This window comes from Apibacter sp. B3919, from assembly GCF_026537405.1.
In the GTDB taxonomy this organism is placed as follows: Bacteria; Bacteroidota; Bacteroidia; order Flavobacteriales; family Weeksellaceae; genus Apibacter.
Genome location: NZ_JAFNMG010000002.1, coordinates 278,848 through 292,660, shown reverse-complemented (window position 1 = coordinate 292,660; position 13,813 = coordinate 278,848). Strand labels below are relative to the sequence as shown.

The window sequence follows — 13,813 nt, the reverse complement described above, 5'->3', positions numbered from 1 at the left end:
ATTTCACTTTTATTCTTGTATTAAAAAGTAATGAATTAAATATTTATAAAAGCTAAACAAGAGACTACTTTTCTTTATAGAGAACATTACTAAGCCAATAATTCCTTATCTAATATAAAAAGAAAAGGTACATTTGCAATTATGAATATTCTATTAGTTGAAGATGATTTAAGAGTTTCGGAACTGATAAAAAAGGGTCTTGAGGAACAAGGATTTACTGTAACCTTAGCTTATGACGGTTTATCGGCAAAAAATTTGTTTCTAAGCCATGATTTTGACCTGATAATCACGGATATTATATTGCCTGAAATTAATGGAATAGCTCTTTGTAAAGAAATAAGAATGTTAAAACCGGAACTTCCCATTATCATGTTAACCGCATTGGGAACTACCGACGATAAAATTGACGGTTTTGATGCCGGAGCAGACGATTATCTAGTCAAGCCTTTTGAAATGAGAGAGTTGACAGCAAGAATAAAAGCTCTGTTAAAAAGATCATCCAAAAATAAATTAGGATTTATCTTAAAATTTTGTGATCTGGAAATGAATTTGCAGACGAAAATTGTGAAAAGAAGCAATAAAGAATTAAATCTTACCCTAAAAGAATTTAAACTCCTGGAATTTTTATTGCAAAATCAAGGCAGAATTATTTCCAGAACGGAAATTGCCGAAAAAGTCTGGAATACTCATTTTGATACGGGAACTAATTTTATAGATGTGTATATTAACTACTTACGAAAAAAAGTAGATAAAGATTTTGAAAAAAAACTTATTCATACTCGCTCCGGTATGGGATTTATATTAAAATCCGATACATGAAAATTCGTATTCAGATCACTCTATTGTTTTCTTTGATTACAGCATCCATATTGCTGATATTTGCCACTATCATTTATATTTCAGCCAAACAAAACAGAGACAAAGAATTTTATTCTTTATTAAAAAAAGAAGCCATAACCAAAGCAAATCTCTATTTTAAAGCGAAAGTCCCCCCACAAACTCTTCAACAAATTTATCATAACAATTATCAAACAATTCAAGAAGTTGAAGTAGCTGTATACGATAAAGAATTTCATCTTCTCTATCATGATGCAGTAGATATTGATTTTGTGAAAGAAACTCCTGAAATGATTCATGAAATTTATTCCAAAGGAGAGATCAAATTTCATCAGGGCGACTGGCAAGTAATAGGACTTATCTATTCCTATAATAACAACAAATACATAATTACTGCGGCTGCCTATGACCAATACGGATACAATGAACTCAAGTCCTTATTGAGAAATTCATGTATTATCTTTATATTTTCCATACTTTTTATCATCCTTGTCGGATTTTATTTTTCTAAAAAAGTATTCCAACCGATTAAAAACCTAACCACGGAAATGAAAAAAATATCAGCCAATCATTTAACGGTTAGATTGAAAACCAAACCTGATAAGGATGAGCTTTCCGAATTGGCAATTACATTTAATCAAATGCTGAATCGGTTGGAAAATTCTTTTGAAACGCAAAAACATTTTGTTTCCAATATTTCCCATGAATTACGAACCCCGTTAGCAGCCATTATTGCTGAACTGGAACTTTCTTTACATCATCAAAAAACATCGGAAGAATATCAAAGGATTTTGAAAAACGCCTTATCAGATGCTAAAAAAATCACTAAATTATCTAATAATTTGCTTGATCTGGCAAAAGCCAGTTATGATCCCTCTAAAATAACATTTAAGCCAACAAGGATCGATGAAATCCTTATAGATGCCTGCAGTCAAATACAACAAGCAAATGCTGCCTATCAAACAAAATTATTTTTTGAAGATGATTTCATTCTCGATAATGAAACAGTACTAATGGGCAACGAATATTTGTTAAAAGTAGCCTTTATCAATCTTATTGAAAACGGATGTAAGTTTTCCGAAGATCACCTGTGCCATATATCCATTTCAACTAGTAATTCAAAACTTCAACTGAAATTTTCAGACCGTGGAATTGGAATTCCAACGGAAGATATCACCAAAATTTTCACTCCTTTTTACAGAGGAAAAAATAAAAGCTTTACCTACGGAAACGGAATCGGCCTTTCTCTTACTAAAAAAATTATTGAACTGCATTCCGGAACTATCAACGTAACCAGTCAATTGCATCAAGGTACTACCCTTACCATTCTATTATAACCTTTGTATTGCATTCTTTTCTAATAAAATTCTAATTTTTTTTTAAATCTTTTTTAATATTCATTAACAATTAGTTACCTTATTTTTGTATACAAAAAAAATTAAGAATTTTTAAAAAAGGCGGAAAATATGAAAAATATAAAAATCCGAAACATCAACTTACTAATTTTAGGATTATGCTTTATAACTTTTTCATGCCATAAACAAAATACAGAAGAAGAAAAGCCGGAATTTACTGTTAGTGGAAACACAATTATTTTACCGGATAATTCTAACATAAAAAATCACTTAAAAATAGAACCCGTAAAAAGTGAATGGTTAAGCCCCGACTTAGCAACCGTAGGAGTCGTCAGGGCCATACCAACCGGTTATGCGGAAATAGTGCCTCCGTTTGCAGGCAGAATTACCCAATCCTTTGTAAAGCTCGGACAAAAGGTAGACGTGGGTTCTCCTCTTTTCGCCATCAGCTCTCCCGAATATTTCAACGCTCAAAAAGATTATTTTGAAGCGCAACAAGAATATTCCTTATCAAATTTAAATCTTAAAAGACAAAAAGACTTATTAGAGCACGGAGTAGGAATACAACGAGTGGTAGAAGAAGCTAAAACCGATTACGAAACCAAAAGATCCGCACTTGAAAACGCAAAAGCTGCGTTAAAAGTTTTTAATATAAATCCCGGCAGTTTAAAATTAGGGCAACCCTTAGTTGTTACCTCTCCAATCAAAGGGGAAATTATTACCAGCAAAATAGTTATCGGTCAATATATCAAAGAAGAAGCTGAACCTATAGCCACCATAGCAGAATTAAATAAAGTATGGATTGCCGGACAAATAAAAGAAAAAGACTTAGGATTCATTAATAAACTAAAAGAAGTTACCATACAGGCAGACGCTTTTCCCGATAAAAATATAACCGGCAAAATATTTCACGTCAATGAAATGGTGGATGAAAACACCCGAAGTGTTGAAGTTTTGGTAGAATGCGACAATTCGGACAGATCCCTGAAACCGGGAATGTATGTGAACGTTCATTTTAAAAATGAACCGGAAGAAACTTTAACAGTTCCTACCCGAGCAATCTATCAAGTAAACGATGATCAATTTGTATTTGTACAAGTAGATAAAAATAAATTCATCAAGAAAAAGGTTAAAACCAAAGATATTTCAAAAGACAAAACCGAAATAAAAAAGGGAATTAAAGCAGGAGAAAATATAGTGACCGAAGGAGGAATATATTTACTGGAAGCCCAATAAAACAAAAAGAAAAACATGAATAAACTTATTCAAACAACTATACACAAACGTTGGGTACTGGTTGCCCTTTTTGTTATGCTTGCTCTATTCGGGTATTATTCCTGGAAGCACCTTTCCATTGAAGCCTATCCGGATATCGCGGATGTAACATCTCAAGTGGTCACCCAAGTTCCCGGATTAGCGGCGGAAGAAATAGAACAACAAATAACTATTCCGGTGGAACGGGCACTAAACGGTCTTCCGGGAATGCATGTAATGCGCAGTAAAAGCACCTTTGGACTTTCCATTATTACCATCGTATTTGAAGACGGTGTAGATGATTATTGGGCGAGGATGAGAATACAAGAACGATTAAATGATGTAGAATTACCTTATGAAGCTACTCCTGAATTAGACCCTTTAACTTCTCCTATAGGAGAAATTTATCGATACATTATTGAAAGTAAAACGCACGATTTACGCGAATTGACCGATTTGCAAAATTTCGTAATTATTCCACGAATTAAGCAAGTAGCAGGAGTTGCCGATGTAACAAATTTCGGAGGAATTACTACCCAGTTTCAAATTGAGCTGGATCCCAAAAAACTCGATCAGTATCAATTATCGTTAGGAGAAGTCATTAAAACCATTGAAAATAACAATGTTAATGCAGGTGGAAGTATTTTGCCTCATGGAGATTTAGGATATGTTATTCGTGGAATCGGATTAGTTAAAAACCTGGAAGATATCGGTAAAATAGTAGTCAAATCGGAAAATGGAGTTCCTATTTTATTAAATGACATAGGAAAGCTTAAATACGGAAACATTGAACGAAAAGGAATTTTAGGTTATACAGATAAAAAAAGAAACTATTCTGAGAGTATTGAAGGAATCGTACTTTTATTAAAAGGACAAAATCCATCTAAGGTTTTAGAAGGAGTTCATGAAGCGGTAAACGATTTGAATACTCAAATCTTACCGGAAGGCGTAAAAATACATCCGTTTTTAGACAGAACCGAATTGGTGAACACCACCTTGAATACTGTTTCGCACACCCTGTTTGAAGGGATGTCTCTGGTTATTGTTGTACTAATTGTTTTTTTAGGAAGTTGGAGAGGTGCTTTATTGGTTGCCGTAACCATTCCTCTTTCTCTTCTTATTGCTTTCATCTTGATGTACTTCACACATATTCCGGCAAATTTGCTTTCTTTGGGAGCTATAGATTTCGGAATCATTGTAGACGGTGCCATCGTTATGATGGAAACCATATTGCGGAAACGAGAAGAAAAACCTAATGAAGAATTGCAAGAAAAAACCATTGCACAAAGGGCTGCCGAGGTTGCAAAACCTATTTTATTTTCCACCATCATCATTATTACAGCCTATCTGCCTCTTTTTGCCTTCGAAAGAGTTGAAAAAAAATTATTTACTCCGATGGCATTTACAGTCAGCTATGCCTTATTCGGTGCCCTGCTCGTTGCCTTATTACTGATTCCCGGATTGGCCTATTTTATATACAAAAAACCTCAAAAACTCTATCATAATAAATGGCTGGAAAAGCTGACCGATCGCTATTTTATAAACATACAAAGGATTATGAAAGCTCCAAAAAAAATATTTCTTCCTTTAGGAATTTTACTGGGAGTTACTTTTCTACTGGCTTTTTATGTTGGAAAAGATTTTCTGCCTCCTTTGGATGAGGGATCCATATGGCTTCAAGTTCAGCTTCCGCCGGGTATTTCCGTTGAAAAGTCTAAAGAATTAAGCGATACGTTACGCGCACGTACGATGAAATATGATGAAGTAACTTATATTACGGTACAAGCCGGTAGAAATGACGACGGTACCGACCCATGGACGGCATCTCATTTTGAGGTTTCTATTGGATTAAAGCCTTACAAGGAATGGAAAAAAGGAAAAACCAAATACGACCTTATTGCTGAACTTGAAAAAGAATATTCAAAACTTCCCGGTTTTACCGTCGGGTTTTCTCAACCTATGATTGATGGGGTAATGGATAAAATTTCCGGAGCTCATAGTGAGCTGGTAGTAAAAATTTACGGAGATGATTTCGGGGAAACCCGTAGAATTGCCGAGGATGTTATGAAAACTTTAAAAACTGTTAAAGGAGCAGTAGATTTAGCTATCGATCAAGAACCGCCCTTACCTCAACTTCAAATAATTGCAAACAGGGACAAAATTGCCCAATATGGTTTAAATGTAGCGGATGTTGCAGAACTTATTGAAGTAGCCATTGGCGGGAAAGCCATTTCTCAAATTTTTATAGGAAATAAAGTTTACGATATTATCTGTCGTTACGATGAAAACAGCAGAAATACGCCTGATAAAATTTCAAATTTGATGCTTACCTCTGAAACAGGAGCCAAAATACCATTATCACAAGTTTGCGATATCAAGTTAAGTACCGGAGAAAGTACCATTACGAGAGAAATGAATAAAAGGCATTTAACGGTAAAACTTAATTTGCGAGATCGAGACCTAGGTAAATTCTTAGTAGAAGCACAACATAAAATAGAAAAAGAAGTAAAATATAATCACGAAAAATACCATATCAAATGGGGAGGACAATTTGAAAACCAAAACAGGGCTTATGCTCGTTTGGCTTTTATCATTCCTTTGTCTTTGGGAATTATGTTTATCTTATTATATAGTGCCTTCGGAAATTTCAGACAAGCCGGTTTGCTGATGAGCATTGTTCCTTTGGCTTTATTTGGCGGAATGTTAGCATTAAATGTAAGGGGCATGACTTTAAATGTTTCTTCAGCAGTCGGATTTATTGCTTTATCGGGAGTAGCTATACAAAATGGCGTAATTATGATTTCGCATATAAACTTTTTACGAAAACAAGGACAAACACTTCTCCGGGCGGTACTATTGGGTGCAAAAGATCGATTCAGACCGGTACTAATGACCGCAACAGTGGCTATTTTAGGTTTGCTCCCGGCTTCTTTAGCTACGGGTATTGGTTCGGATGTACAACGACCTTTAGCTACCGTAATTGTATATGGACTATTATTTTCAACTGTTATTACCCTGTTTGCCTTACCGGCTCTATATTATATTATTGAAAACAAATGGGGAAAAGATGAACAAACAGAAGAAATTTAAAACCTGAAATTTATGAAATCAATGTATAAGATTCTATCGATATTCATATGTCTCCTGTTTATACCGTTAATAGTACCGGCTCAAGTTGTTGATACTACCTTTGCTAAAAAACAACTGAACTATATTGATTTTATTCAGCAGGTTAAGAATAACAATTTGGAATACGCAGCACAAAAATATACGGTAAATCTCGCTGAAGCCGAGGTTGAAAATGCGAAAATTATTCCTGATATTGAATGGAACATAGAAGGAAACAGCAACCAAAAACATATGGGTAACAATTTGGAAACCGGCTTAGGATGGACTATCGAGCTGGGAGGAAAACGAAAAGCCCGTATCGACTTAGCTAAAAGTCAAGTTGATTTAAATCGTTATTTGTTACAAGATTATTTGCGAAATTTATATGCGGATGCTTCTTTGCAGTTTTTGGAATGTATTCAAAATAAAAACCTGTTGGATGTACAACTCAATTCTTATAAAACGTTATCCAATTTAGCCGCATCCGACAGCATTCGATATAAATTAGGAGATATTACTCTAACAGATTCTAAACAAAGTAAGTTGGAAGCTCAATTCATGCTCAATGAAGTCTTTAAGGCCGAGTCGGAATGGAAAAACTCTTTACTTGCCTTAAATTTAGTCATGGGTAAATCTCAAAAAGATACTTTATATACAGCTAACAGCAATTTTACCGACTTTAACAGAGATTTTGATTTGGCTGATTTGATAACAACCGCACAAAATAATCGTGCCGATTTACAAGCTGCTTTACAAAATAAAGAAGTTTCACAAAAAATGCTTAAGTTAGCGAAAGCCAATCGGGTAATGGATTTAGGAATTAGTGCCGGAATGCAATTTAACGGAAAAGCTACCAATGAAGAAGCGCCTTCTCCGTATCATACGGGGGTAACAGCCGGACTTTCCATACCTCTTCGTTTTTTAAACAACCGAAAAGGGGAAGTGCAAACAGCACATTATACCATTCAACAAGCAGATTTAGAATATAAGCAAGTGGAACTTCAAATTCAAACTGAAGTTACTCAGGCATATCAAAATTATGTAAATACCAAAAAACAAATGCAGCAGTTTTCCAATGGTTTGCTTTCCGAGTCCAAGTCCATTCTTGAAGGTAAAATTTACTCCTATAAAAGAGGTAATACGTCTCTTCTTGAAGTCTTAGACGCACAAAGAACATATAATGATGTTCAGGAAAATTATTATCAAACGTTATATAATTTCTGTTCTGCACTAGTAAGGTTGGAAAGAACTGTAGGTATTTGGGATATAAATTTTTAATTTTCAAACCAATAATCTTTTCATACCCTTGTATTTTTTACAGACCTTAGGTATTTTAAATGGCAGATTATATCTTTGCAAAAATTTTAAATAATTGGTTAAAATAGGAAACATAGAATTACCCGACTTTCCCTTTATTTTGGCACCTATGGAAGATGTGAGCGACCCACCCTTCCGTCGTTTGTGTAAAATGCATGGAGCAGATCTCATGTATTCCGAATTTATTTCCTCGGAGGGTCTTATACGAGATGCCATAAAAAGTAAGAAAAAGCTTGATATATTCGATTACGAACGTCCTATAGGAATACAAATATTTGGCGGAGATGAAGAGGCTATGTCTCTATCTTCCAAAATAGTTGAAACCGTACAACCTGATTTAGTTGACATTAATTTTGGATGCCCGGTTAAAAAAGTAGCCTGCAAAGGAGCAGGTGCTGGAGTGCTGAAAGACATTGATTTAATGGTTCGTTTAACTCGAGCTGTTGTACGAAGTACTCATCTTCCGGTAACCGTAAAAACCCGCTTAGGTTGGGATGAATCTTCCATTACCATTGATGAAATTGCTGAACGTTTGCAAGACGAAGGAATACAAGCACTGACTATCCATGCACGTACACGATCTCAAATGTATAAAGGGCACTCCGATTGGTCTCATATTGCGCGGGTTAAAAACAATCCAAGAATTAAAATTCCTATTTTTGGCAATGGTGATATCAACTCTGCTAAAAAAGCGAAGGAATATAAAGACACCTATGGAGTTGACGGTATTATGATTGGAAGAGCTGCTATTGGAAATCCTTGGATATTCAGCCAAATTAAACATTATCTGAAAAACGGAGAAGAGCTTCCACCGCCCGATTTGCAACAACGTATTGAAGCTGTTAAAAATCATGCTAATTGGTCAGTGGAATGGAAAGGCGAACGCACCGGCCTTTTAGAAATGCGTCAACATTATTCTAATTATTTTAGGGGAATTCCTAATTTTAAAATCTATAAAACTCAATTGCTTTCTGCTTTAACGTTAGAAGAATTGAACCAAATATTTGACAACCTCCTTGCTGATCAAGCAATTTAATTCCTATTTGAATTGATGATTTACCTGATTGAGTAAATTTTTATTATTTCTAAAATCTGTTGATAAGGTTGAATTTTTAAACTGATTTATAAAAATATAGCCGTCACATTTTCCATAAATTCTTATTCATCGATATTTTTTCTTTATCTTTATCCAGACTATTGATAAAGCTATCTACTAATGAATCAGGAAATTGTACATCTTATTGCCTTACGAATGTGTCCTCATATCGGCGATATGACGATTAAGAAATTAATAAGCCATTTCGGAAGCGCACAAAATGTTTGGTCTGCAAATTCTCAAGAATTGCTTTCAGTGTATCATATAGGTCATAAAACCATTCAACATTTAGGTAAACAATCGCTTTTAGATCAAGCTTATAAAGAGTTTGAATATTGCATTACTAATAATATTCAAATAGTGCATTTATGGGATGATTCCTATCCTACTATATTAAAGGAATGTTCGGACGCTCCTGTAATGCTCTATTATAAAGGTGCTATAAATTGGAAGCTACCCGCAGTAAGCATAGTAGGGACTCGTAAAATGACCTCTTATGGCGAAAATTTTACAAAAAAATTAGTAGAATGCTTTCAAAAAAAAAAAATCAATATTGTCAGCGGATTGGCTTTAGGAGTGGATGGATGCGCTCATAAGAAAGCTAATGAACTTGCCATTCCCACTCTGGGAGTACTTGCTCACGGCCTATCTACTCTTTACCCGCCACAACACAAAGGATTAGCTGAAAGAATAATACAAAACGGAGGTATCCTTAGCGAATTTGCACCTAATACTAAACCCGAAAGAGCTAATTTTATACAGCGTAACCGTATCATTGCCGGGTTGTCTTCTGTAACGGTCATTGTAGAATCAGGATATGGAGGCGGTGCCATTTCCACTGTGAAATTTGCTAATTCGTATCATCGTGAGGTATTTGCTTTGCCCGGAAAAGTTACGGATACTTGCAGTCAGGGATGCAACCAGCTTATCAGAAACTTGGAAGCTCAAATACTCACCCGTCCTGAAGATGTGGTATCCTTATTTGGAGAAGCTCCTATAAAAAATTTACAACAAGAATTATGGATTGATCTCACAGATCAAGAATTGAAAATTATTGAATTGTTAAAACGTAAAGGGAAATTGCAAATTGATGCCTTATCTTTAGAATTAAATTTACCTACGTTTCAACTCATGCCGATTTTGTTACAATTAGAACTTAAAAACATCATTGAAACCCTACCCGGAAAATATTTTTCTTTACTTTGATCTCCTACTTATTTTTAAAAAATATCAGTAATAAATAGTGCCCATCCGCGAAAAATTTTAAAAAAAATCAAAAGAGAAAATAAGGTCTAATCACTTATTATCATTGTAAATGTTTTCGGAATCTTAAATTATTTATTTATTACATCCTAAACAACTACTTTGGAAAAATGATAAAAAATTTCTATTAATTTCTTTTCAAGAAATCGATTAAAAAATAATAACCATTATCCTTTATCATTTATTCATATATGGTACAGTATATGTTTTAAAAATATCTGATCTATAAGTATCAATAGTTAAAAGATTATTTATTACTAATAAAAAAAGGTAACATGAAAACAAAATGGTTAACTGATCCCGCTCACTCCGAGATCTTTTTCAAAGTAAAGCACATGGTAATATCAACCGTAACCGGAGAATTTACCAAATTTCAAGGCTCCATAGAATCTGAAAGTGATGATTTTTCAAATGCAAAATTTGATTTTTCCATCGATGTAGATTCTATCAATACAAAAATTGCTGATAGAGATACACATTTAAAATCAGAAGATTTCTTTGACGTTTCTCACTATCCTAAACTGACTTTTACCAGCAATTCCGGTATTAAAGACAATAAAATCACGGGCATCCTCACAATCAGAGACGTAAGTAAAGAAATTACCTTAGATGCAGATTTTGGAGGAATCATTAAAGATCCATGGAATAATCAACGAGCCGGATTTGAATTTACCGGAAAATTAAATCGTAAAGATTTCGGTTTAAACTGGAGTCAAATGACTGAAGCCGGAGGTTTGGTAGTTAGCAATGAAGTTAAATTGCAAATAAATTTAGAGTTTATCGCTCAATAAATAATATAATAGTAAAAAACAGACTGAATTTAAATTCAGTCTATTTTTTTGTTCGTAAACTACTCTCGATTTTCTCATTTCGATCCTTTTTATTTATTCAATTGTATTTATCTGTTTAATTACAAGTGTATACACAAGTAGTTTATAAGAATTCTAATTTTAAGAAACTTATAATGTTTTATGTACTTTTGTATGAAGGTAAATTGTAACATGAAAATAGAAGAACTCATTAAACATAAGATTCTGATCTTGGACGGAGCCATGGGAACCATGATTCAACGTTTTAAATTAAATGAAGAAGATTATAGAGGCGATAGATTTAGAGATTGGAACACAGATTTAAAGGGAAATAATGATTTGTTGTCCATTACACAACCGGATATTATTAAAAATATTCATTTAGAATATTTTGAGGCGGGAGCTGATATTATCGAAACGAATACATTTAATTCGAACCGAATTTCCATGACTGACTATGATATGCAGGATTGGGTACATGAGCTTAATTTTGCTTCTGTTCAAGTGGCTAAACAGGCCCGAGAGGAATATTGGAACAAAAATGGCACAAAACCTCTTTTTATTGCCGGTTCCATGGGCCCGACCTCAAAAACCGCTTCTATTTCTCCTGATGTTAATGACCCTGCTTACCGTGAGGTAGATTTTGATTATTTAGCGGAAATTTATAAAGAACAAGCAGTATCTCTTATTCAAGCCGGAGCAGATATTCTTTTAGTTGAAACTATATTTGATACTTTAAATGCTAAGGCTGCATTTTATGGTATTGAAGAAGCTTTCGATAAAATCGGCAAAAAACTTCCCTTAATGGCTTCAGGAACAATTACTGATGCGGCGGGAAGAACATTATCCGGACAAACGACGGAAGCCTTTTTAGTTTCTTTATCACATTTACCTTTATTGTCCATTGGGTTAAACTGTGCTTTGGGTGCTGAACAACTTTTTCAATACTTGGAAATATTGGCTAATAAAGCACCTTTTTACCTTAGCGCATATCCTAATGCCGGATTACCCAATCCTTTAGGCGGATATGATGAAACGCCGGAAATGATGGCTGAAAAAGTTCAATTATATTTGGAAAATCAACTGGTGAATATTTTGGGTGGATGTTGTGGAACGACTCCTGAACATATTAAGCTTTTTAGTGAATTGGCTTCAAACTATACTCCTCGAACAATAACTTTTACCAAATAATGGGATTTATGAATGTTGTTTTTATAGATTTATTTCCAAGCCATAACCTATAAAAAAGGAGCTAAAGCATAAAAACTTTAACCCCTTTAACTAACTATAAATATTGATAGGTAAATATATAAGTAAAATTTTATTTTACTTCAATTTGTTTAGGTGCAATTTCTGTTTGTTCTTTCTTAGGTAAAACTAATTTTAAAACTCCATCATGATAGGTAGCATGTATTTTGGCTGCATCTATATTACTGTCATCTAAAGTAAAACTACGTTTAAAGCTGGACTGGTAATATTCAGTTCTGTGAGATTTTTTATTATGCGTTTCAGCTTTTTTATCATAACTAATCGTTAGTAATCCTTTTTCTAAATTAACTTTAAAATCTTCTTTTTTCAATCCCGGAGCGTATAAATCCACTTCAAAATTGGCTTTATCTTCAGAAATATTTACAGGTGGAAATTTTACTTCTGCTCTATTCCATGCAGGAGCATTTGAAAAAAATTCATCTAATAAATTTCCAAAACTTTTGTTGTTGCTTTTAATTAAATCTGCCATAACTTTTATTTATTTTTTTAAGATTTTTATGTTTTATGATTTTCAAATTACAGACCAAATACTTAAAAAAAATTGTAATTTATTAAAACAAAACCTTTTAGATAAAAAGCAAATTTTTAAATAATGTCATTTTGTCTTATTTTTGAATTAAATAATATTTTTTAACGACATTTTGTCATTACAAAAAAAAAGAATTATGGTAAAGTGTTTTATTTTTTATTTCATTTAACTTCCCTGATCGTTTTTACTATATTTGCAATCTTAATTTAAAAATTTTACTATTTTTTATTAGTTTTTATTAAAATAACCAGTATCAATATTATTCATGGAAACTTTACACTATTTAGTTGATTTTATTCTTCATATAAATGTTCATTTAGATGAATTAATGCGCAACTACGGAAATTGGGTTTATGCCATTCTTTTTTTAATAATTTTTTGTGAAACCGGATTAGTAATTACCCCTTTCTTACCCGGTGATTCTTTATTATTTTCCGCTGGAGCTCTTGCTGCTTCCAGTGATGAATTTAGCATCTATTTATTAGCCCTATTATTTGTGGTTGGAGCTATTATTGGAGATACGGTCAATTTTGAGATAGGAAAATATTTTGGACATAAACTATTCAGTAATCCCAATTCTAAAATATTTAAGCAAAGCTATCTTCAAAAGACTCATGAATTTTATGAAAAACACGGAGGCAAAACCATTATATTAGCTCGTTTTGTTCCTATTGTTAGAACCTTTGCTCCTTTTGTTGCCGGAATGGGACGTATGAGTTATAAATACTTTATTTCCTATAATATTATAGGAGGCGTTGTATGGGTGTTTATTTTCTTATTCTTGGGATATTTTGTAGGCAACATTGGATGGGTTAAAAATAATTTACCTCTGTTAATGATTTTAATTATTGTAGTATCTATATTACCCGCAATTTTAGAAATTTTACGCAATAAATTTATTGTTAAAAAGGATAAATAAAATGCTAATATTCATGTAAGAGTTTTTATAAAAAATTTTATTTTAATATATTTGTTA

The 13,813-nt window shown here is 33.3% G+C and carries 11 protein-coding genes; 10 read left to right on the top strand and 1 reads right to left on the bottom strand.

The features are described from left to right. Positions 1-141: 141 nt before the first annotated feature. From J3U20_RS04620 to J3U20_RS04580, 9 genes are all read left to right on the top strand, one after another. On the top strand, positions 142-819 hold the full coding sequence (locus tag J3U20_RS04620) for a response regulator transcription factor (RefSeq protein WP_105296639.1): 678 nt from the start codon (positions 142-144) through the stop codon (positions 817-819). Continuing rightward, positions 816-2,174: a HAMP domain-containing sensor histidine kinase gene (locus J3U20_RS04615; RefSeq protein ID WP_160541829.1), complete on the top strand. Its 1,359-nt coding sequence runs from the start codon at positions 816-818 to the stop codon at positions 2,172-2,174. Before J3U20_RS04620 ends, J3U20_RS04615 begins: the two co-directional genes overlap by 4 nt. 129 nt (positions 2,175-2,303) lie before the next feature. Beyond that, the gene (locus tag J3U20_RS04610; RefSeq protein WP_160541828.1) at positions 2,304-3,428 is read left to right on the top strand and encodes an efflux RND transporter periplasmic adaptor subunit; all 1,125 of its coding nucleotides are present in this window, start codon (positions 2,304-2,306) and stop codon (positions 3,426-3,428) included. A 15-nt stretch (positions 3,429-3,443) separates the two neighbouring features. Next, positions 3,444-6,536, top strand: a complete 3,093-nt coding sequence (locus J3U20_RS04605) for an efflux RND transporter permease subunit (protein WP_160541827.1) — start codon at positions 3,444-3,446, stop codon at positions 6,534-6,536. Between the two features lie 12 nt (positions 6,537-6,548). Beyond that, positions 6,549-7,832 (top strand): TolC family protein, encoded by a 1,284-nt coding sequence (locus J3U20_RS04600; RefSeq protein WP_160541826.1) that lies wholly within the window; start codon positions 6,549-6,551, stop codon positions 7,830-7,832. Positions 7,833-7,926: 94 nt separating this feature from the next. Next, positions 7,927-8,907 (top strand): tRNA dihydrouridine synthase DusB, encoded by a 981-nt coding sequence (dusB, locus tag J3U20_RS04595; protein ID WP_160541825.1) that lies wholly within the window; start codon positions 7,927-7,929, stop codon positions 8,905-8,907. A gap of 180 nt (positions 8,908-9,087) precedes the next feature. Continuing rightward, positions 9,088-10,173 (top strand): DNA-processing protein DprA, encoded by a 1,086-nt coding sequence (dprA, locus tag J3U20_RS04590; RefSeq protein ID WP_160541824.1) that lies wholly within the window; start codon positions 9,088-9,090, stop codon positions 10,171-10,173. A gap of 332 nt (positions 10,174-10,505) precedes the next feature. After that, entirely contained in the window at positions 10,506-11,021 is a 516-nt protein-coding gene (locus J3U20_RS04585; protein WP_160541823.1) for a YceI family protein, read from the top strand. 210 nt (positions 11,022-11,231) lie between these two features. Continuing rightward, entirely contained in the window at positions 11,232-12,230 is a 999-nt protein-coding gene (locus tag J3U20_RS04580; RefSeq protein WP_160541822.1) for a homocysteine S-methyltransferase family protein, read from the top strand. A gap of 130 nt (positions 12,231-12,360) precedes the next feature. Here the strand turns inward: J3U20_RS04580 and J3U20_RS04575 are convergent, their stop codons facing one another. Further along, the gene (locus J3U20_RS04575) at positions 12,361-12,777 is read right to left on the bottom strand and encodes an Hsp20/alpha crystallin family protein (protein WP_160541821.1); all 417 of its coding nucleotides are present in this window, start codon (positions 12,775-12,777) and stop codon (positions 12,361-12,363) included. A 325-nt stretch (positions 12,778-13,102) separates the two neighbouring features. Here J3U20_RS04575 and J3U20_RS04570 point away from each other — a divergent pair, with 325 nt between their 5' ends. After that, entirely contained in the window at positions 13,103-13,756 is a 654-nt protein-coding gene (locus J3U20_RS04570; RefSeq protein ID WP_105296649.1) for a DedA family protein, read from the top strand. The last annotated feature ends 57 nt before the right edge of the window (positions 13,757-13,813 follow it).